This window comes from SAR324 cluster bacterium (genome assembly GCA_015232315.1).
GTDB lineage: Bacteria > SAR324 > SAR324 > SAR324 > NAC60-12 > JADFZZ01.
The window spans coordinates 40,115-60,816 of the sequence record JADFZZ010000026.1 but is presented as its reverse complement, the minus strand read 5'-3'; the positions used below and the strand labels follow the sequence as shown (position 1 = coordinate 60,816).

17 protein-coding genes are annotated in these 20,702 nt (G+C 45.3%); 7 read left to right on the top strand and 10 right to left on the bottom strand.

What is annotated here, in order from left to right; genetic code table 11:
* Window positions 1–5: 5 nt before the first annotated feature.
* Window positions 6–1,580 (top strand): TerB family tellurite resistance protein, encoded by a 1,575-nt coding sequence (locus HQM11_15745; GenBank protein MBF0352484.1) that lies wholly within the window; start codon window positions 6–8, stop codon window positions 1,578–1,580.
* 6 nt (window positions 1,581–1,586) lie between these two features.
* On the opposite strand, the gene HQM11_15740 is transcribed toward HQM11_15745, so the two are convergent.
* The 4 genes from HQM11_15740 to HQM11_15725 form a co-directional block, all read right to left on the bottom strand.
* Complete coding sequence (locus HQM11_15740; GenBank protein ID MBF0352483.1) at window positions 1,587–3,530, bottom strand: cyclic nucleotide-binding domain-containing protein; 1,944 nt, start codon at window positions 3,528–3,530, stop codon at window positions 1,587–1,589.
* 133 nt (window positions 3,531–3,663) lie between these two features.
* The gene (locus HQM11_15735; GenBank protein MBF0352482.1) at window positions 3,664–5,067 is read right to left on the bottom strand and encodes an SLC13/DASS family transporter; all 1,404 of its coding nucleotides are present in this window, start codon (window positions 5,065–5,067) and stop codon (window positions 3,664–3,666) included.
* Between the two features lie 38 nt (window positions 5,068–5,105).
* Window positions 5,106–5,597, bottom strand: coding sequence for a response regulator (locus HQM11_15730; GenBank protein ID MBF0352481.1), 492 nt, complete (start codon window positions 5,595–5,597; stop codon window positions 5,106–5,108).
* A gap of 27 nt (window positions 5,598–5,624) precedes the next feature.
* Entirely contained in the window at window positions 5,625–7,598 is a 1,974-nt protein-coding gene (locus tag HQM11_15725; GenBank protein ID MBF0352480.1) for a cyclic nucleotide-binding domain-containing protein, read from the bottom strand.
* A 451-nt stretch (window positions 7,599–8,049) separates the two neighbouring features.
* On the opposite strand from HQM11_15725, the gene lysA reads away from it, so the two are divergent.
* The 5 genes from lysA to HQM11_15700 all read left to right on the top strand — a co-directional run bounded on the left by lysA (window position 8,050) and on the right by HQM11_15700 (window position 15,579).
* Window positions 8,050–9,288, top strand: coding sequence for a diaminopimelate decarboxylase (lysA, locus tag HQM11_15720; GenBank protein MBF0352479.1), 1,239 nt, complete (start codon window positions 8,050–8,052; stop codon window positions 9,286–9,288).
* A 27-nt stretch (window positions 9,289–9,315) separates the two neighbouring features.
* A complete protein-coding gene (locus tag HQM11_15715) occupies window positions 9,316–11,295 on the top strand; it encodes a bifunctional aldolase/short-chain dehydrogenase (GenBank protein ID MBF0352478.1) in 1,980 nt (659 codons plus the stop codon).
* Window positions 11,296–11,363: 68 nt separating this feature from the next.
* Window positions 11,364–11,909 carry a DnaJ domain-containing protein gene (locus HQM11_15710; GenBank protein MBF0352477.1) on the top strand — a complete coding sequence of 182 codons (546 nt, stop codon included), beginning with the start codon at window positions 11,364–11,366 and terminating at the stop codon, window positions 11,907–11,909.
* A gap of 15 nt (window positions 11,910–11,924) precedes the next feature.
* A complete protein-coding gene (locus HQM11_15705; GenBank protein MBF0352476.1) occupies window positions 11,925–14,474 on the top strand; it encodes a response regulator in 2,550 nt (849 codons plus the stop codon).
* Window positions 14,452–15,579, top strand: coding sequence for a hybrid sensor histidine kinase/response regulator (locus HQM11_15700; GenBank protein ID MBF0352475.1), 1,128 nt, complete (start codon window positions 14,452–14,454; stop codon window positions 15,577–15,579). Before HQM11_15705 ends, HQM11_15700 begins: the two co-directional genes overlap by 23 nt.
* A 43-nt stretch (window positions 15,580–15,622) precedes the next feature.
* Here HQM11_15700 and atpE read toward each other — a convergent pair whose 3' ends face one another.
* Genes atpE through HQM11_15680 form a run of 4 tightly spaced genes read right to left on the bottom strand, consistent with a single transcriptional unit; the run spans window position 15,623 to window position 17,533 of the window.
* Complete coding sequence (atpE, locus tag HQM11_15695) at window positions 15,623–15,922, bottom strand: ATP synthase F0 subunit C (GenBank protein ID MBF0352474.1); 300 nt, start codon at window positions 15,920–15,922, stop codon at window positions 15,623–15,625.
* Between the two features lie 31 nt (window positions 15,923–15,953).
* Window positions 15,954–16,736: a F0F1 ATP synthase subunit A gene (gene atpB / locus HQM11_15690; GenBank protein MBF0352473.1), complete on the bottom strand. Its 783-nt coding sequence runs from the start codon at window positions 16,734–16,736 to the stop codon at window positions 15,954–15,956.
* Window positions 16,737–16,763: 27 nt separating this feature from the next.
* Window positions 16,764–17,165, bottom strand: a complete 402-nt coding sequence (locus HQM11_15685) for an ATP synthase subunit I (GenBank protein MBF0352472.1) — start codon at window positions 17,163–17,165, stop codon at window positions 16,764–16,766.
* A gap of 14 nt (window positions 17,166–17,179) precedes the next feature.
* The gene (locus tag HQM11_15680; protein MBF0352471.1) at window positions 17,180–17,533 is read right to left on the bottom strand and encodes a hypothetical protein; all 354 of its coding nucleotides are present in this window, start codon (window positions 17,531–17,533) and stop codon (window positions 17,180–17,182) included.
* A 358-nt stretch (window positions 17,534–17,891) separates the two neighbouring features.
* On the opposite strand from HQM11_15680, the gene HQM11_15675 reads away from it, so the two are divergent.
* Window positions 17,892–18,818 (top strand): hypothetical protein, encoded by a 927-nt coding sequence (locus HQM11_15675; protein MBF0352470.1) that lies wholly within the window; start codon window positions 17,892–17,894, stop codon window positions 18,816–18,818.
* 4 nt (window positions 18,819–18,822) lie between these two features.
* Here the strand turns inward: HQM11_15675 and dapA are convergent, their stop codons facing one another.
* Both dapA and HQM11_15665 read right to left on the bottom strand, forming a co-directional pair.
* The gene (dapA, locus tag HQM11_15670; GenBank protein ID MBF0352469.1) at window positions 18,823–19,725 is read right to left on the bottom strand and encodes a 4-hydroxy-tetrahydrodipicolinate synthase; all 903 of its coding nucleotides are present in this window, start codon (window positions 19,723–19,725) and stop codon (window positions 18,823–18,825) included.
* A 25-nt stretch (window positions 19,726–19,750) separates the two neighbouring features.
* Window positions 19,751–20,689, bottom strand: coding sequence for a glycosyltransferase (locus tag HQM11_15665; protein MBF0352468.1), 939 nt, complete (start codon window positions 20,687–20,689; stop codon window positions 19,751–19,753).
* Window positions 20,690–20,702 lie beyond the last annotated feature (13 nt).

Sequence of the window (20,702 nt, the reverse complement as noted above, 5' to 3'; positions counted from 1 at the left end):
GTCTTATGAAAATTTCAGATCAACTCAATGAATCTCAAAAAATCTGGTTTGCTCATGCCATCATCGGCATGGTGGTTGCGGACGGCAAGATAGACGCTCTGGAAGTTGAGTTTCTAAAACAGGCCCTGGGGTTCATCACTGATCAGGAAGAACGGGTGAGCCTTCTGTATCAGGCACAGCATGGTCAGCTTAAAATGCACAAACCTCGTGACCTCATCGAAAAAAAAATCGGGTTTGAAATTCTAAAAAATCTGACACATATCGCAATTGTTGACGAAGATCTGTCTCCCACAGAAAAAAATCTATTGATCGAAATCGGCAATTATCTTGGATTTTCACAGGAAGTTCCTGAAAAATTCTGGGCACTCGCCACCAAAAGTCTGGCCTCTACCCAGGAAAAACTTGAACTTCGGGTGGATGGGGAAATCTATCCCGCCCATTGCCTGTTTGTGACAACGACGGAATGTACGCTGAACATCAATCGGGTGATCAATCCCCAAACCCCTGTGACGCTGAAGATGTGCATTCCAGATGACTCGACTCAACCACGCCAGCATGGGTTTGCCCCTATTACAGGCAAAATATTATGGTTCAAGCACAGTAAAGTTAAACAGGGAACCGTTTATATCAAGGTGCAGTTTGACGTTACGCCCAACACCAACCATGGAATTGTCAAATTCATTGACCCTCATGAATATGGTGGCGGACCAGACCGGACCCCCAAGACCAGACAGGAGGATCTGATTGGTTTTTATGTGGAATGCAGAGTCTGCGGACACAAAAATATTTCGGCCTGGAACCTGAAAGATCCTATTCATCCACCCGTTAATATTTTTGGTATTCCTGTTTACACTCGCAGCAGTACGGATCATCAACCCAGCAATTATTCCGCATATCGTGTGGCAATTTGCCCGAATTGTCTGTTTGCCTCAGCCCAACATGACCATTTTCATATTTATGGCTCCGTTCCCAAACCACCATTGTTTGATGTAACCCTGTTTCCGCCCAAATGGAAAAATTCTGTACACAGCCGTTTGGCTATCGTGGAACAGGACATTGAATGGATCGATTCCGGAAGCCGCTCTCTTTCAAAGGGAATTATGGCTACAAAACTGGCTATTGAAACCCATCAGGCATTGATCAAATACAGTTATAATAATCTTGAAGTGATTCATCAACGCCAGATCATTCAGGAAGAACTCTATCTGATTTCTTTGCTGGCGCTGGCAGATGAAAAAACCTCTATTGACAGTCAACTTTATAAGATTGTGTCGCAGATTGAGAGCATCCTGAAGCAGATCGAAGGCGCGTCACTGATTGAACATTTGCAGTTAATTGGAATGATCAGACTCTATTTCAAGGATCATGAGAGTTTCGAAAAAATTCATGAACACCTGAAACGTCTGGAAAAAGCTAAGACCATGACAGGGTCAGCCACTCAAATACTGAGCGATTGTCTGCAAAATTTTGGGGAAATCAGCCAGAACAAGGACCGTTTTGCCAAGGAACAATTAACATTGTTGATGCCTGCCGCCCCTGAAAAGCCTGTCTCACCGGAAAAAGATCCGCCAAAAGAATAACAGGATTCATTCCAGTTCCGGATTTCTGACAGGAAGCGTCACAGTCACCCTGGTATAAACCGTCTCCTCTGATTCTACGACAATCTTACCCTGATGCTTTCTGACGATTTGCTGACAGGAAGTCAATCCAATCCCCAGCCCAAAATTTCCTTCCCGTTTGGTGGTATAGTTGATGTCAAAAATTTGCTGAAGATGAGCCTGTGGAATACCCGGGCCATTGTCTTCCACAATAACCTGAATCATGGTTTCGTCCTGCGAATCAGGCGACATCTGGGTGGTGATCCGGATAATGCCCTGTTCTTTCATGGCTTCAATGGAGTTTGATAGCAAATTGGTCCACACCTGATTCAATTCTGCCGGAAGACATTCAATAGGAGGTAACTCCTGATATTCTCTTACAATTTCAATATTTTTAAGTTTGTTGGAAAAAATCATCAGCGTGTCTTCCAGTTGATCCTGAACCTTTTCTGTGCGTTTAACCAAGGTATCCTGCTGGGCATGGGTTTTGAGCCCCTTCACCATTTCCGCAATACGAGATCCACACACTTCAATATTTCTGAGAAAATTTCCCATCTGATAAAAATTATTGAGATAATCAATGACTTCTTCCAGTTGGGATTCATTGAGTTTCTTGAAATATTTTTTGTAATGGTTTTCACCATCCAATTCCAGTTGCACCACTTTTCGGGCCAGGCTCATGGAGTCATACCATTGAGTGACAGCTTTGGTTCGAGCCCTTGTTTCCGAAGTGGATAGTGGTGGTGATGTCATGGATCGAAGCATCACATCCCTACCGAGGGGATACCATTCACGGGAAAGGTCTGAATCAAGAATATAGGGAATCCCCTCTTTCAGATGTTCGGTTGAACGAATGATCGCCGCCACAGGATTATTGAGTTCATGTGCCACACCGGCCACCAGTTGTCCTAAAACACTCATTTTTTCCGATTCGATCAGTTTTTGCTCGGCAAAGCTGAGAGTTTTGAGTGTTTCCTGCAATTTGAGTTCAGTGGAAATACTTTTGCGAAGACGACGATTCAGGTGTCGAATCAATAAATTGGTGAACAGGGGTAACAGCTCATTATTGGCACTCATGACTTCCGCAAACGCTTCCCGGTCCAGTTTGATCACTTCTGTGGAACAAGTGGTTTGAGTGGACACGAAAGCTTTTTCATTGCTCACAAAGGACATGAGTCCAACAATCGCGCCTTCTCCTTCTTTCATCACTTCCTGCAAGGTGCCATCGGACAGTTGTTTTTTATGGACGACTTCCCCCTTGGCCACAAACCAGAGAAATTTGCTGGTTTCACCTTCCACCGTCAGTTTATGATTGGCACTGTAACGACGATAGGTTTTATTCACATTATTGGTGGACGCAAAATGGGTATACATGGCACCGATCAATTTAAGCGTCAGTTCCTGATCTGTCATGGCGCTTGACTCCAGAAAACCATCCTGAATTTTTCTGAACTGTTTCTGGAGATGTGTCTGAATGATCCGGTCATGTTCCAATGTCTGCAGGAAGGCTAATGGATTGGGATCCTTTGCCAGAATATGAGTGGTTGCCTGAGCCACTACAGTTTGGAGCAAATCCCCGGTTTTCCATGGTTTGGGAATAAAATAATCCAGACGGGCGCTATTGACAGCTTCAATCAGGGTATGAGCATTGGTATCTTGCCCCAGAAGAATTTTACGGGAATCCCTGGTAAAAATATTTTGCATCAATTCCACAAAAAAAACGGAACCCTGGATATCCGGCATTTGATTTTCACATACGATCACACATGGATTCTGATTATTCTGATGCATTTCATGCAGTTTCTGTCGTGCGTCCGCCACTGTGGTAACACCAATAACAACAAACTGGCTGGTCAACGGTTGCAGTTCATCCAGCATCTGCTTCAAAAAAGAAGGATCATACTCTACGCATAAAATAACATACTGAGACATGATTCACCGATGATTATCGAACAGAGAAATATTCGACAGAAAAATAATTTGGTCGGAGAGAGGGCATCTTGCCCTCCAAATGCGGGCGGGACGCCCGCGCTCCCATGAAATAATTATCTGGAACACTATATTATTAAACAAACCCAACCGCTTTGAGGACAAAGACCATCACATAAAGCAGAAGCAGTCCCAGAATCCCGACAATACTACCGGTTTTGACCATCTGTTTATTATCCACCATCCCCGTCGCGTAAGCCAGCGCATTGGGCGGTGTACTGATGGGCAGGGCCATGGCGAAAGAACAGGAAAACGCGATGGCGATGATGAGCATTTTCGCCCCACCCACATCTGCCAATGAAGGAATGGTCGCGGCTAAAGCCGCCATGATGGGCAGAAGCAAGTTGGCCGTTGCCGTATTGGAAATGAAGGTGGACATCACAACTGCCAGCATTGTGGCGGAAATCATGATCATCCAGGGCGAAAGCGTCGCAAAGGGGATACTTTCGACAATGTGTTTACTCAAACCTGTATTTTCCAGACCATCACCCAGCGCGATACCTCCGGCAATCAGCCAAAGCACATCCCAACTCAGTTTTTTCATATCCTCCACCGTCAAAATTCCGGTTGTGATGAATACGCCAATCGGAAGCATGGCAACCGTGTATGAGTTCAAGCCGTGAACAGATCCAGTGAGCCACAGGATGATGCTGAGCGCAAAGGTCACATACACCACAATAGCTTTCCAGTCAGTTCTGAATTTACCTTTGACCGCCAATTCCATGGATTTTTCACGTGGTTTTGAAAAAGTGATCAGCAAACCCCATACGGCCAACAGCATGATGATGGCAAACGGAACGCCAAAAGTGGTCCATTCACCAAAAGTGACGGCCATGTTTCCTGTCAGATATTTGATACCAATGGCGTTGGGCGGTGTTCCGATGGGTGTTCCCATGCCACCGACATTTGCTGCAAAAGGGACACTCAGCACAAAAGCGATTTTTCCAGGATCATCGGCTTTAAATAGTTGCAGGACAGGCGCTACGATGGCCAACATCAAGGCGGTTGTAGCTGTGTTGCTCATGAACATGGAAAACACAGCAGTAATCAGCATGAATCCAAGCAGAACCATGGAAGGGTTTTTTCCAAAAGGTTTGAGCATCACCCGGGCCAGATTCACATCCAGTTTGTATTTGGTTGCGGCGGCGGCCAGAAACAACCCTCCTAAAAACAGCATGATGACTGGTGCGGCAAAAGTTTGCAGTAATGCCGCGTATTTCAGTGGCGTACCAAACATTTCTCCACTGCCACGTAACCAGATGAGACCTTTGTCAGAAATCATCAGCAGTTCCAGAATCACCACCACCACAGACGTCGCGAAAATCGGAATGGGTTCCAGAATCCAGAAAAACAACGCCGCAAAAAAGATGGCCAGCATCCGGTGTTCAATCACCGTGATTCCCGCAATGGGAATCCAACTGGTGGGCATGAGTAATACAAGGAGTGGGATAAGGATAGAAATAAAAAGTTTTACTTTCATAAAGGCCTCATTCAATCGTGATAAAAGGATAATTAAAATTAATAATCGCCGCCAACTTTGTGTACGGCTCCGAAAATACGCGCCTGATCCAGCACCCTTGCGTAATTCATCATGTGCGGTTCATTGGCGATGATAAAGGTGGTGAGTTGATCCACAACCACTTTCATCAGAGACTCGGCCGTCCATGGTTTTGATACATAATAATGCAATCCTCCACGATTGATGGCCTGAATGGTGTCTTCCAGTCCGGCCTGCCCTGTCAGCAATACTTTACGGGCGCTTTCGGTGAATTCTTCCTGATTGAGTTCAATGAGATAATCAATGCCCTTGATTTCGGGCATGATATGGTCACACAGGGCCAATGCCAACTGACGATCATCCCGCTCCAGATCTTCAATAATTTCTCTGGCCTCTCTCACACTGTTTGCGGCCTCAATATCAAACATGGAACTCAGCGCATCCAGATCCTGAACCACACTGTCCAACACTTCACGTTCATCATCAACACACAGAATTGTGAATTTATTCATAAACTCCTCCTTTAAATGAATTAAAAATCACACGGAATTGTGTGAAAATGTTGTTGCCAGCGTCATAGTAAAACGAGTCCATTCTCCCGGCTTTGATTCAGCGGTCAAGGTCCCACCGTGGCGGGTGACAATCTGGCGGCAAATCGCCAACCCCATTCCCAAACCAAAGTTAGACCCCCGCTTGGTAGTAAAATTAAGTTCAAAAATTTTTTCAATCAATTCTGGTGGAATTCCGGGACCATTGTCTTCAAAAATCACCCGAATTTTGGAACCATCGTCTGTCATGCCGGTCTGGATAGTAATACGTCCTGATTCGCCCATCGCACCAATGGAATTCGAAATCAGATTGGTCCAAACCTGGTTGAGTTGTGACGCATAACACTCGACAGGAGGCAATGTCTGATATTCCTTGATCACTTCAAAATTTTTAAGTTTGCTGGAAAATATCATCAGGGTGTCTTCAATGCCTTCATGCAGATCAACGGTGGTAACCGTATCCGTGTCCAGTCGGGCATAGTTTTTCAGACCACGGACCAGAGCCGCAATACGGGTACTGCACACTTCAATGTTGCGTAAAAAGCTACCAGCCTGATAGTAGGTGTCGAGATCACTGATAATATTTTCCAGTTGATCATTTTTATAGCCTTTGAAATACCGTTTGAATTGGTCTTTGGTGTCCAGTCCCAATTGTACGGCTTTTCGCGCAATATTCATGGAAGGGTAAAATTCCTGAGCGTCTTTGGTGCGTTTTCGTATCTCAGACGTAGACAGCGGTGACATGGTAAGTGCGGTAAGAAGCAATCCGCCTCCCAGAGCGTCAACTTCTTTTCCGGATTCGGAATTCAGCAATTGGGGGATTTTGTCTTTGAGGTATTCGGTTCCTCTTAAAATAGCGGCTACGGGATTATTCAATTCATGGGCAATTCCGGCCACCAATTGTCCGAGAGTCGCCATTTTTTCCGCATCCACTAATTGAATGTGGGCGGCATCCAGTTTCAGTAGCGTTTCTTCCAGTCTGAGCTGGACTTCAGTCGAATTTTTAATACGTTCGGTTAAACTCCGTAGCAGAGTGTTGGCAAATAAGGTTAAAAAGACGGGATCATTTTTCATGATTTTTTCAAGCACATCCCTGCTGAGTCGCATGACTTCAATATCCGTCAAAGCCCTGCAATGTGTGAAAGCCGGTTCGCCACTGATGAAGGAAATCAGACCGAGCAAAGAACCGCGACGAGCCACCGATACTTTATGTTCCCGGCCATCATCTCCTTGTTTCGTGAGTTCCAGTTCGCCCTGAGTCATCAACCACAGGTAGGCGTTTGGTTGATTCTCTTCAATAATCAAAGTGCCTGCCTTGAATTGGAACACAATGGCTTCACCGGATTCCTGAGTGAATTTTTCAATTTCCTGAAATAGTTGATGGAACAGGGTTTCATCGGAAGCATTGGTTTGATCAAGAAAGCTTTCCTGCATCTGTTCAATTTTGCGGTGCAGGACTTCCTGTTCATTTCGGGAGTCCACAAACGCGTGTGTGAGTTTTTCAGTTTTGATGAGTTTCTGATAAACGATGATCTGGTCTGGAGCAAATGATAAAAAATAATCGGTCACCACCTCTTCCACGTTGGCTAACAATTCCTTGACATCCCATGGTTTGGTGAGACAACGATGGATGGCAGACTGGTTGATGCCCTGAATCACATTTTCATATTTGGCCTGACCGCTTAACAGAATTTTGCGCGTAATGCCAAATCTGGAATCCTGATTCGCACGAATCAAAAAATCCACGCCGTTCATGGAAGGCATGTAATAATCTGAAATAATACAGAGGATACTGATTCCAGAATTCTGTAAATCTTCCATCACCTCCCAGGCTTCCTGCGCGCTTTCACACGTTTCAATCAGGAGCGAGTTGCCTGTGTATTTTTGGATATCCGGCTGGAGGCTTTCCAGTACAGTTCGTTCATCATCCACCAAGATGAGCGCGAATTCTTTCTTCTGAGACATAGTTCTTCCCGGGTTGAATATCTAAACGTTAAATATACTCTCTACATGTTAAATATACTCTCTACATAGAAAACGCCAAAAGGTTTGTCTAGCTCAAATTTAGGAAAATTATAGTAAGTAACGCCAAAAGAATAAGTTGTAAAAAATGGAACGGTTACGAACGGGACGTTCGTAACCAGAAAGTTTTCCCTGTTATTTTTTAACCATTCCTTCGCAACGAGACGACAAAGTGACCAAATCCTTTGATTTCAAAGGTTCAGTACCATATGTGAGGTATACCGCAGGATAAAGCACTTGCCATTTGGTCTGATTGCATTATCTTCCCCATGAAAATTTCAGTAATAACAGCATGATATAAATACAGCAACTGTGGTTTTCCCGTTTATCCCGGAATATCAAAATCACAGGCTTTCTTTTCAAAACAGCGGGTTGCCGCACCAACAGGAGTTTCATGGAAACCGTCAATAACCAGATACTGTTTGAAGGAATCTCTGCCCGGGAGTTAATCCAGCAATATGGATCACCTCTTTATGTGTATGAAGAATCTGTGATCAAAACCCAGATTGAGCAACTCAAGAAAAATTTCCCGAACCTTCAACCGGGAATTCATTATGCCATGAAAGCCAATCCAAACCCCGCAATCCTCAAGTTGGTCCTGGAGGCGGGATGCGGCGTTGACACTGTTTCGCCACTGGAAGTCCAACTGGCACTTGACACAGGTTTTTCTCCTCAAAAAATCATTTTTACGGGAAATAACGTCACTCCTGAAGAACTGTTCTGGTGTGTCAATCAGGGAGTTCTGGTGAATCTGGATTCACTGGATCGTGTGGCTGATTTTGGCGCAAAATTTCCCGGCACGGTCATCTCTGTGCGTGTTAACCCGGGGATTGGCGCTGGACACCATGATCACTGCATCACCGGCGGCCCCAAATCCAAATTCGGTATTTATCATGATCAAATGCCACAACTCATGGAACTGCTGACCCGATTCCATCTTAAATTGACAGGAATCCATTCTCATATCGGCACCGGCATTCTCGAGCCTCAACCCATGATGGATGCGATGGACCTGATTCTTCAGGTTGCAGAGACACTCCCTGACCTTGAATTTGTGGATGTGGGTGGTGGGTTTGGGATTCCGTACCAACCCGGGCAACAAACTCTGGATATTCAGCAACTGGGTGCAAAAATGAGCCGTCGTTTTCAGCAATTCTGTGAGCACAGAGGTAAAACCCTGGAATTAAAAATTGAACCGGGACGCTATATTATCGCCTCTTCCGGAACCCTGCTAACCTGTGTGAACACGATCAAAAACACACCTGAATACCGTTTTGTCGGTGTTGACAGTGGCTTCAATCATTTAATCCGTCCCATGCTGTATGGTTCCTATCACCGCATAGAAAATGCCTCAGCGGTCAATAACCCCCTTGTCAAAACGGTGGTGGTCGGTAATATCTGCGAAACGGGAGATATTTTTACCAGTGGTGCTCAGGGACAAATCGCCCGGGAAATCCCGGAATGCAAGTCTGGTGATATTCTTGCCCTTCGCGACGCCGGAGCCTATGGGATTTCCATGAGTTCGCAATACAACATGCGTCCCAGACCTGCGGAAGTCATGATTTGTTCTGGAACGTCACGACTTATTCGTCGCAGAGAAACCTATGAAGATCTGATTCGTACTTTTGTCTAATTCTTGAACCCAACACTGTGAGGTCTTATGAAAAATTTATGGAATGCTGAAGAAGCCGCAAATGTTGGGCAGGATGCCCTGCAAATGAGAGTTTACACCTCCCGTCTGCTGGGGAAAGAGTCGGCGCTGGTGCTACACGGAGGAGGAAATACTTCTGTTAAATCAACGGTGACCAATTTATTTGGAGAAACGGAAGAGGTTCTGTTTGTCAAAGGCAGTGGTTGGGATCTGGCAACGATTGAAGCCGCAGGATTCGCGCCGGTCAAGCAGGAGACACTGCTGAAAATGGCCAAACTGGAATCGCTGACGGATTTACAAATGGTCACGTCTCAACGTGCGGCAATGCTGGACCCCTATGCGCCGAATCCCTCTGTGGAAGCCATTCTTCATGCGATCATTCCCTTCAAGTTTGTGGATCATACCCATGCGGATGCAGTAGTCGCAGTAACCAACACTCCTCATGGCGAAGACCATATTCGAAAAATTTACGGCAACAGGGTTTTGCTCGTGCCGTATGTCATGCCGGGTTTTGTGCTTGCGCGAAAAATTTATGAAATGACCAGGGATCTGGACTGGAGCCAACTCGATGGCATCATCCTGATGAATCATGGCGTATTCACCTTCAATGATGACGCAAAAGCGAGCTATGACATGATGATCCAGTTGGTTTCTGAAGCGGAGTCCTATCTTGAAAAAAATGGCGCGCTCAACAGGCCTGTTAAAAAAAATCCGGATCAGCCTGTCTCAACTCAGGTTATTGCCCAATTACGACATCAATTGTCCAACATTGCGGGCTATCCCGTAGTGGTGCATTGTGACACATCTCCAGAGGCTTGCGGTTTTGCCTCACGGAATGATGTTGAAGCCCTTGCGACCAGAGGACCCCTGACGCCAGACCATGTGATACGGACAAAACGGATCCCGCTCATACTCAGGGAAGATTCTGTGGAGCAATGTGTTGAAGCCTACAAACGGGAGTATTTCGCTTATTTTGAACGAAACCGTACTCCCGAACAGCGTTGCCTGCCCCCCATCCCCTGCTGGGCAGTCTGGCCCGGAAAAGGCATTCTTACTTTTGGTCAAACGATCAAGGAAACCCTCATCATTGAAGATATTGTTCATCACACGATTGACGCCGTTCAATGGGCCGAAGGCCTGGAACAATGGCAAGCCCTGCCGGAACGGGATATTTTTGAAGTGGAATACTGGGAACTCGAGCAGGCAAAACTTGGCAAGGTCACAACCAGACCCCAGTTTCAGGGCAAAACCGCACTGGTTACCGGCGGTGCGAGTGGTATTGGCAAGGCCTGTGCGGAACATCTGCTCAAACAAGGAGCCTGTGTGACCGTCATTGACCTGAATCCTGCTGTGACAAACATGATAAAACACCCCGGATTTCTGGGTATCATGGGTGATGTCACCCGGCAGGATGTGATTCAACAAGCCATTGATCAAACAATTTTGCAATTTGGTGGAATGGATATTCTGGTGTGCAATGCCGGAATCTTTCCGCCCAGTTCAACTTTGGCAAAAATGGACCCTGCCCTGTGGGACAAAAGCCTTCTCCTCAATCTGACCTCTCATCAACGAATCATGAGTCTTTCGTTTCCAGTGCTTCAGCAAGGTCAGGATCCCTCGGTGGTGATGATCGGTTCCAAGAACGTGCCGGCCCCCGGACCCGGTGCCGGCGCCTATTCCGTGGCAAAAGCAGGCTTCACCCAACTCGCACGTATTGCCGCCCTTGAATGGGCCTCAGCCGGTATCCGCATCAACACAGTGCATCCCAACGCCGTGTTTGACACAGGAATCTGGACGCCTGAAGTGCTTCAGGCCCGTGCCCGACACTATGGATTGACTGTGGAAGAATACAAAACCAACAATCTGCTGAAAAAAGAGGTCACCTCGCACGATGTTGCCGAGATGGTTTGTGCCATGGCAGGCAATACGTTCGGCAAAACAACTGGTGCGCAGGTTCCTGTCGATGGTGGTAACGAACGTGTGATCTGATAAACATTGGCCCTGTTTTTGAATGAGACATGACCACATGAATTATAACTTCAATTGTGAACGGTGCCATGTCTCAGACCTCTTTTGAACAGAAACAGACGATCCATTACTATCAGGAACCCAGAGTTCGGACGAATGATTTTGGTATGAAGGACATCCAGCCCCCCTTGTGGTTTGCCTCAATCCGGATTGATGAGACCGAACGGTTTCTGTTTCTGGGTTCAGCCTTCCGTCCGGTGGATGACAGCGAATTTCTGGAACTTGAAGCTCCAGACCAGGCTCACCCATCCCGGGAAAATGCGGAGCACACCTCCTTCCGCAAACAGAACTCAGCATCGCATCATGCCGAGGAAAAACAGCATGAACATACCAGTTCGCCGGAAACTGCTGAAAAAACGTTTTACATTCCCTCTGAACAAGAGTTTTATAAAGACCTCAACGTGTTCAAACGAGCCCGGGCCAAAGAAGTGAAACAGCACTACCGGCGACTGATCAAAAAATATCATCCAGATCAGTTTGGCCTGGAATACCAGTATATGCAGGAATGGATGAAACTCATCAATCTGGTCCATGAAACACACCTCAAACGACGCCAGCGGGCCTTTGCCCGTTAGCGGTCAAGGAAACGCATGAAACTTCAGACAAAAATCGTCATCATGGTGATTTTTCCTGCACTCATACTCATTGGTGCTTTCAGCTTCATCGGCTATGACACCGTCAAACCCATTCTGTATCAAGCACAAAAAGATCATTTACATCTGCACATGGAGCACTTGATCCAAAATGTTCTGGAGGCGGCTCAACACGCCTTCCTTGCTGATAAAAAAGCCAAAGATTTATTGCCGGAATATCAGCATGAAACCATTCTTGAATTTGTTCGAGGCATGGAGTTGAACAAGTACGATCATCTATTTGTATTCGATCTGCCGACACTCTCCCTTGTGTTTGAATACAAGGGAGACCCTGCGTCAAAGTCTATTGTGCCGGTTCAGAAAGCAATTGCCGAGATTCGGGAAGCAATTCAATCCCAACGTGAACATATCAATCTGGAGGGTTCAGATCATGTTATTTTCACGGGAAATTTTGATCCATGGAATTGGAAAGTGGTGCTGCTCAGTGACACACAGGCATTGATTGAACCGCTGAATCAACGAATTTTCAACATGATGGTACTTTGCGCTTTAGTGACCATGATTCTGATGCTCGGCATGTTGTTTCTGTCCAAAAAAATAATTTTGAATCCTATCATTATTATACAGGGCATCACCAAAAAAATTGCTGGCAATGAAATCGTTTATGGTGTTCCAATCACATCAAAAGACGAGATCGGGGATCTTGCACGAGATATCGAATCCATGGCCAACTCGATTCAAAAATATAAAAACCTGCTGACAAATGAAAATGACAAACTCCAACAGATTATTGAGGATCTCCCAGTCAATATTTTCATAAAAAATATTCAGGGACAACTCCTCCTGTGCAATGAAGCCCTTGCAAACACTCTGCAAAGACCAAAATCGGAGATCATCAATAAAACGGACGATGAACTTTTTGCTCCGGATGTCGCGATCAGGCACCGGCAACATGACATGACTGTCTGGAAGGCCAAAGAACTGATCATGAGGGAAGAACATTTCACGAGTCCTGAGAAAAAGTGGTTCCTGGCAGGAAAAAAAATTCTGACCTTTAAAGATGGGGAAAGTGTTCTGCTGGGATTTTCTGTCGATATGACTCAACAGAAAATCACTGAAAAACTATTGGCGGAAGAAAAAAAACGTGCGGAAGAAGCATCTCAGGCAAAGATGCAGTTTCTGGCAAAGATGAGCCATGAAATCAGGTCTCCGCTCAATGCTATTTCGGGATTCAGTCAACTCCTGGAAAAGAAATATGGAGCTGTCATACACACCTCTGATTTCAAACGGTACCTGCGGCAAATTCAGGACAGCAGTGTGCATTTGGCTGAAATCATCAGTAATATCCTTGAACTGGCTCAGCTCCAATCCGGCAAAGCAAAAGTCGAACTAAAACCTGTCAACATCCGATTGTTGTTTCAGGGAATTTTTCATTTATATAAAGCACAGGCACATGAAAAAAACTTAACATTTGAGTATTCTTTTGACCCGCAACTTCCGGTCATGATTCTTTCTGATCGGACTTTCCTGAACCATATACTGCATAGCCTCGTTGACAACGCGATCAAATTTACCAGTAAGGGTTCGGTGCAGATGAAAGCTTTTGAACATAACAAAATGTTATGCTGGACCATTGAAGACAGCGGCGTAGGGATTTCCACGGAACACCTGAAAACCATTTTTCATCCGTTTGAACAAGCGGACAACACCATTACCCGGAAATATGGAGGAACAGGATTGGGTCTGACCCTTGTCAAAAGCATGATCGAACTACTGGAAGGCTCCATTATAGTGGAAAGCGCATTGGATCATGGGAGTGTGTTTACGGTGATGCTTCCCTTGCAGGCCGTGTCGGAACATCCTGAAGAGACACCCTCACACCAACCTTCCCAAGAAAATGTTTTGCATGGAAAACATATTTTGATGGCAGAGGATAACCCCGTCAATCAGTTGATGATGCAGGCAATTTTTGAAGACATTCCATGTCAGTTAGTTGTTACTGCTAACGGTGAGGAAGCCTTGAATTATTGTCGAGAAACCCGACCGGATATTATTCTGATGGATATTCACATGCCTGTCATGGATGGTTTCACGGCCACCCGTCTGATCAGGCAATTGCCCACCTGTGAGCAAATTCCTATCATTGGAATCAGTGCGGAATCCTTCAAGGAACAAGAACTCAATGCATTGAATGCAGGCATGAGCGCATACCTGACCAAACCTGTAAAAGTTGATGAGGTATTGTCCATTATTTCAAAGTATTTTTCCAGTGACACGACTCCAGCCAATCAGACTGAAACCACAACGCTTGGCAGTGAAGTGCTGGAACAAATCAAGGCTATCTGTCAGAATCTACTTGAAATTCCCTATTTCATGACAGATAAAATTCACAAAAAACTACAAGAATTAAATGAACTTCTGGTGGGAACAAATCATCCCTTGAAAAAATCACTTTCTGAAATGGAACAAGCCCTTTCCTCCAGAAATAACGAAAAACTCACTGAACTGGTCAACGAGATTCTTCATGGCAAAAATATTAATCGTTGATGATGACTTTGCAATCATTGAGCATGTTTCAAACCTTCTCACACTCAAGGGCCATACTCCGCTATTCACGCTTTATGGTAAATTTTTGTTTGATTACCTGAAAACGGAAACGCCTGATCTCATTCTTCTGGATGTTTACATGCCTGAAGTGAATGGGGTGGATCTATTGAAAAGTCTAAAAAACCATCATACCTTTGCACAGATCCCTGTCATCATGCTGACAGGAGATGTCGATGAAAAATTGCTGGAACAGTGCTTTAACGTCGGTGCCGTAGATTTTATCAACAAACCAGTCCGTGAAGTGATTTTCAATGCCCGAATCAATGCTGCACTGATGACACAAAACAACATCAACACTCTCCATCAACTGAATCTTGATCTTAAAACAGCACAGGCTGAACTGGTACAAACCGCAAAATTACGTGGAATCGCGCAAATGGCAGAAGGAATCGCACATGAAATCAATAACCCCTTGTGTATGATTTCCCTCATCGTTGAGCAACTTAAAGAAGCCCCCAAACAGACGTCAATGTCTGAACAACTGACACAAATTGAAAAATTGGTTGATCGCTGTGCAAAAATCACCCACAATTTATTGCTTTACAGCCGTGAAGATAATTTCATGCAGAATCAACCTTTTTTGATCAATCAATGTGTAGAGCACATGCTGGATATGATTACGCACCATATACAAAACAACGATATTGTGCTGAATCTTAAAATTGAACCCATCTCTGATTATATTGAAGGCCAGAATCTGTTGATGGAACAGGCACTGATGAATCTCACCATCAACGCGATAGAAGCCATGAAACCATGCGAGGTCAAAAACCTGGTAATTCATGTCTATGAGGATCATCCCTGGCAAGTTGTAGATATTCAGGACACAGGAATCGGCATTTCTGAGGAACATCTTGGTTTGGTGATGAATCCCTTTTTTACTACCAAAGATGTTGGCGAAGGCACAGGACTGGGTTTGACCACCAGTTATGGAATTATCCGAAACCATGGTGGAACACTTGAACTTTCAAGCACTCTGAATGAAGGAACCCTGATCAGGGTTAAACTCAAAAAAACGGGAATTAAGAAAAAATATTTTGAATAATCTGAGGGCACAATGCCCCGTTGGGAAACGGGGCTGAGGTCAATTAGATTTTACCTTGCAGAATGAAAGCGATCACCAGACCGTAAATAACCAGTGACTCGATCAACGCCAGACCCACAATCATTGGGGTGAAGATTTTGTCAGCAGCGTTAGGATTTCGCGCAATTCCTTCCAGAGCCGCTTTAACAGCCATTCCCTGTCCCCAGGCACCACCCAGAGCAGCGATCGCAATAGACAAACAGGCCGCTAACGCAATTCCAAAAGTTGCCAAATCACCGTGCTCAGCGGCATACAGAGGAGAAGCGGCAACCATAACCAACATCAATACAGCTAATTTTTTCATATTATTTCCTGTTCAAAATGAAGTTTTGGCATCAATGGGCTTCTCCCATCGCGCCTTCAAAATAAATCGCGGATAACACCACGAACACAAATGCTTGCAAAACGGACACTAAAATACCCAATCCCATGAAGGGAATGGGCAATGCGATTGCCGCAATCGTTGTAAAGACAGCAACAACCTTGTGATCGCCTGTCATGTTTCCAAACAAACGAATGGCCAATGACATTGGACGTACACAATGGCTGATGAGTTCAATCGGCAACATCAACGGAGACAGCCATGGAATGGGCCCCAGAAACTGCTGAATGTAGTGTGAACCATGAATCCTGAAGCCAAGAACATGGGTCGCTACAAAAATAATCAATCCCAGCGCAATGGTCACATTGAACTGATCGGTCGGAGGATTGAATCCGGGCACCAGGCCCAGCAGGTTCATACAGGCAATAAAAATCGCATAGGTTCCCAGCAAGGGGAGCAATGCTCTCGCCCCGACACCATGTTTGATGATTCCGCTCAACAGATTGAGAATACCGGAAACAATCACTTCCATGACATAGGATAACGAAACTTTGCCTGTCGGCTCAACCATTTCACTTTCACGGAACGGTTTTCCGCCAATGTATGCCAATACAATAATCGCTACCGCAACAAACAGCATGTCCAGAATAGGTAATGGATCGACCCCCATTGATACCAACGGATGTTCCAGCCAGCCAAGAAGCAGATGGGACCATGTGAAGCCGCCTTCTGAAGCCAGAGCTGTTGAAACAAAACCGAAAAGAAGCAACGAGGTTAAACCAGCTTTTCGTACCATAGGACCTCGAATATTGAGTCACAGACTCTAGTATCGGAATACGCTTGCGATGGCATAAAGAATCACCGCAATGACAATGTTGGACAAACCAATCAGCAACCCGAGGGCTGAGATTTGTATAACAACCACTGCCACAAACAGGACAGTGATGGACAAGCCAAATTTGACCACATAAACCAACAACATGCGACGCTTCACGTTTTCCTTGGAAAACACATTGGTCACAATGCGACGGGTCCAGTAGAAATTAAGTCCAACGATTGCGCAACCTAGCAGAGTCCCCGGCAGAAAGTCAAGATGGAACACTGCCGTCAGGCCCACCAAAATGAGGCTCACCACAACCAATATGTTCCAGATGGCATTCACATGGCCCAGTTGCTGTTGATGCTGAGATTCTATTGCTTCATCGTTGATCTGATTAGATTCCATAACTAATTCTCAATTCAGGATTTCAGTAGCTTGTCTGGTGAGAGTCCCGCCTGTTTGAGCAATTCCCTCATTTGATTGACTTCCCGTTCTGCCTGTTGTTTTTCCCGCTCGGCTTGTTGTTTTTCCAGCTCAGCTTGTTGTTTTTCCCATTCTGCCTGTTGTTTTTCCTGAATTGCCTGTTGTTTTTCCTGTTCTGCCTGTTGTTTTTCCTGAATTGCGATGTTCAATGATTTCTCAGCCTGTCGCCATCCAGTTTCAACGCGTTCCATTTCCATTTCCCGGAATTTTTGCAGGCGCTGGCCTTCCAGACGAGCCTCATACAGCCAATAATCGGCTTCTTTTTCCGCAAATCGTTTCAGTACGTTCATGGCTTCCTTCATAGGTTCTAGTGGTTGAAGTTCTTCAGGGAGATTCTCCCAGTACCGGGCTTCCTCAAAAAAATATAGCCAGGAATCCTCAGGCCCTAACGGTAGATTCTCCGGTTTCTTCCATTTGGGTAATTCCAGCACATGGATAGCGCAATGAACAGAACTCCCTTGTGGTCGGGATCCCCCAAAATAGCCTTAAACACACAATCAATGAGCGGATTGATCAAACGTTTCATCATGTCCTTTTTAAGGTTTCACATATTTTTCCAGAGAATTTTGGCAAGCCTTGAAAAATTGCACAAGGGCTTTTATACAAAAGGGAACTAATTTCTTTGTTGAATATTTTCTAGGTCCGGCTATGCCTGTTCTACTGTTTTTAATACTGTTTTTTCTTCAAAGTTCTCCGGCTTTTTCAGCAGAACCTTCCTCCATCGCAGACAAAATTCAAGAAAGTACGCCTGATACACTGGGGCAACTTCAAGACACCCTTAAAAATAAACTTGGTATTGAAGACGACCAGGTACAATCCTGTGTGGAACTGCATCAAAAATTAAAAGAATCTCGCTGTGTCAAAGCCGTGAGCCATTTATTATCTGGTTCCTCCTTGATCATAGGTGGTGCCCTGAAGAAAGCGACACCAGCCATCATCCACAAAAAAACGCACAGTGCGGCTTTGTTTTCCGGCTATTTCATTCCATCTCTGAACTATAACATTCTATTACAAAGCAGTTTCCTTGGAGAAAGTAATTTCGGCTATGATTTTTCATTTGGATATTCAGATTTTTTTGCGTTCAGGCAACTCGTATTGAGAGATATTCAGGCTGAGGCCATTCAGCAAATTGAGGTAGATCTGGGCACGTTCATTTCAGCACAGATGCTGTTCTTCACGCCTCGACTGTTTTATTCCATTGGCGCCCGTGATGAAACACCTGACCGTTATCTGAGCATGGGCATTGGCGGTGGCCTGGGATTACTTTCCATGCGTGGCCATGCCTACATCACTGAATATGTCAAAAACAGCAATTCCGACTGTCATGAAGCCGGAATCGCGCTTGTCAAAAAAAGTATTCCCAAACAACAGGCCCTGGAAGCAATGATAAGCAGTTGTGAGCTGAACCGGTTCAGTGAGGATCGCCTGTCAACATCAGGCAGTGTCTTTGCTGGAGGACGCTGGGGGAACCTGTATGTGAACGGGGAAATCAACTCAATCTGGGTTGACACGTCACATTACCTTTATGTTCCGCTCACCATGTCCGTCGTTGTAGCCTATATCGTTGATTTCTGAGAGTCTACAACAGGATAAATGCTTCATCTTCCATCACATTGATTGTCGTTCCAGGAAGTTCTCCCTGAAAGGACTGAAGAATTTCGACTCCTTTTTGTCTCATGGTCCGATCCAGCGGCACATAAGGCAGACGTATCACAGGTTTGGCGCATCCCAACATGGACATGGCCGTATTTAGCGGGATTGGATTTGGTTCACTGAACAACCATGAAATCAACGGCATCAGTCGAATTTTCAGAGCCTCATCTTTTTCTTTCATCAACCGTTTCATCAAACCCGGCACCAGATTGCTTGTCACGGAAATCACACCATGTGACCGTGACTCATACCGACTGGTAAAGCTGTCATCATCATTGCCAGACCAGCAGGCAATTCCCCGATCTTCATAGCTCTTGATCCGGTCACTGCCGGTACACTCCTTGATTCCCGCGAAATTGGCATGTTCAGCCAGTTTCAGCATCACCTCCGGAACCAGGTCCTGACCGGTACGACCAGGTACATTGTAAACAATCGCCGGCCCCAGATCCAACACTTTCTGGAAATGTGTCAGCAAACCGGCTCTGGAAGTTTTTCCATAATACGGATTGATCTGCAGGGAGGCATGCATCCCTGAAGCAAAACCAAAATGAGTGGCCTTTATGGCTTCATAGGTGTTGTTGCTTCCTGTGTTGCCGATGATCAGCAACTTGTGTCCGAACTTGTGGACACTGTGAGAAATCAGCATCAGATGTTCTTCCCAATCCATCAGGTGTCCTTCACCTGTGGTTCCACCGACAATGATGCCATCCACACCATGCTGAATCTGAAATTCCACCAAACTATCGTAAGCCTCTATGTCAATCTCACCATCCAGCAGATAGGGAGTTTTTATCGCGGTGATCAAACTTGCTGCTCTTATGTTTTCCATATTGAAACTCTCAAAATAATTTTATTCAACGCTCCTGATGAACATTTTTTTGTGCCAAACGGGTCAATTCCTTGAAACGATCATTCAAAGTGTGCAGGATAATACCAATTCCCAGGCTGCCAAATCCCAGGATCATGAACCCTGATGCCAGAATCGCGGTAGGAACCTTATTGACATACATATCTTCCAGATAGTCAAGTATCACTTCAATTCCGGTCAGCATCCCCATACCGAAAAACATAAGAGCGAACACTCCAAAAAAAGTAAACGGTTTGTAAGCCTTGGCAATCGTTCCGATGGTAGACAGGACCCTGAACCCATCGTGAAAGGTTCTAAGTTTTGAAAAAGAACCTTCCGGACGTTCCTTGTAGGGTACAGGAACTTCCTGAATCCGGTATCCGTAATCCAGAGTCCGGATGGTCATTTCGGTTTCCACCTCAAAGCCTGAGGACAAAACGGGCACATTGAGCACCACTTCACGAGTCATTGCCCGATAGCCAGACATGATGTCACGAAGATTGCTGTCAAAAATCCAGTTCACCAGTGATCGTACCAGATTGTTTCCAAACACATGCAGGGGCCGGAATGATTTTTCCTCATACACATTCAGCCGTGTAGCCACCACCATATCGGCGTCATCCTCCAGCAGGGGTTTCAGCAGATCTCTCACTTGCGATGCCATATAGGTGTCATCGCCATCCACCATGATGTAATAGTCGGCCTGTACTTTGCGAAACATGGATGCCACCACAAAACCTTTGCCCCTCCTGCTTTCACGGATGACGACCGCACCTTCCTGTCGAGCGATTTCTGCCGTGCGATCCGTGCTGTTATTGTCAAATACGACAATCTCGGCTTCAGGCAAATGCTGTTTGAAATCCTGAATGACTTTGCCAATTGTAATTTCTTCATTCAGACAAGGAATGAGCACCACTATTTTTTGTGTTTTTGAAGATTGTTCCATGCTGACTCCTGAT

Bases quoted from the DNA above. Each gene is read 5' to 3' on its own strand.
- HQM11_15745 (MBF0352484.1), top strand. From the start codon at position 6: ATGAAAATTTCAGATCAACTCAATGAATCTCAAAAAATCTGGTTTGCT.
- HQM11_15740 (MBF0352483.1), bottom strand. From the start codon at position 3,530: ATGTCTCAGTATGTTATTTTATGCGTAGAGTATGATCCTTCTTTTTTG.
- HQM11_15735 (MBF0352482.1), bottom strand. From the start codon at position 5,067: ATGAAAGTAAAACTTTTTATTTCTATCCTTATCCCACTCCTTGTATTA.
- HQM11_15730 (MBF0352481.1), bottom strand. From the start codon at position 5,597: ATGAATAAATTCACAATTCTGTGTGTTGATGATGAACGTGAAGTGTTG.
- HQM11_15725 (MBF0352480.1), bottom strand. From the start codon at position 7,598: ATGTCTCAGAAGAAAGAATTCGCGCTCATCTTGGTGGATGATGAACGA.
- lysA (MBF0352479.1), top strand. From the start codon at position 8,050: ATGGAAACCGTCAATAACCAGATACTGTTTGAAGGAATCTCTGCCCGG.
- HQM11_15715 (MBF0352478.1), top strand. From the start codon at position 9,316: ATGAAAAATTTATGGAATGCTGAAGAAGCCGCAAATGTTGGGCAGGAT.
- HQM11_15710 (MBF0352477.1), top strand. From the start codon at position 11,364: ATGTCTCAGACCTCTTTTGAACAGAAACAGACGATCCATTACTATCAG.
- HQM11_15705 (MBF0352476.1), top strand. From the start codon at position 11,925: ATGAAACTTCAGACAAAAATCGTCATCATGGTGATTTTTCCTGCACTC.
- HQM11_15700 (MBF0352475.1), top strand. From the start codon at position 14,452: ATGGCAAAAATATTAATCGTTGATGATGACTTTGCAATCATTGAGCAT.
- atpE (MBF0352474.1), bottom strand. From the start codon at position 15,922: ATGAAAAAATTAGCTGTATTGATGTTGGTTATGGTTGCCGCTTCTCCT.
- atpB (MBF0352473.1), bottom strand. From the start codon at position 16,736: ATGGTACGAAAAGCTGGTTTAACCTCGTTGCTTCTTTTCGGTTTTGTT.
- HQM11_15685 (MBF0352472.1), bottom strand. From the start codon at position 17,165: ATGGAATCTAATCAGATCAACGATGAAGCAATAGAATCTCAGCATCAA.
- HQM11_15680 (MBF0352471.1), bottom strand. From the start codon at position 17,533: ATGAACGTACTGAAACGATTTGCGGAAAAAGAAGCCGATTATTGGCTG.
- HQM11_15675 (MBF0352470.1), top strand. From the start codon at position 17,892: ATGCCTGTTCTACTGTTTTTAATACTGTTTTTTCTTCAAAGTTCTCCG.
- dapA (MBF0352469.1), bottom strand. From the start codon at position 19,725: ATGGAAAACATAAGAGCAGCAAGTTTGATCACCGCGATAAAAACTCCC.
- HQM11_15665 (MBF0352468.1), bottom strand. From the start codon at position 20,689: ATGGAACAATCTTCAAAAACACAAAAAATAGTGGTGCTCATTCCTTGT.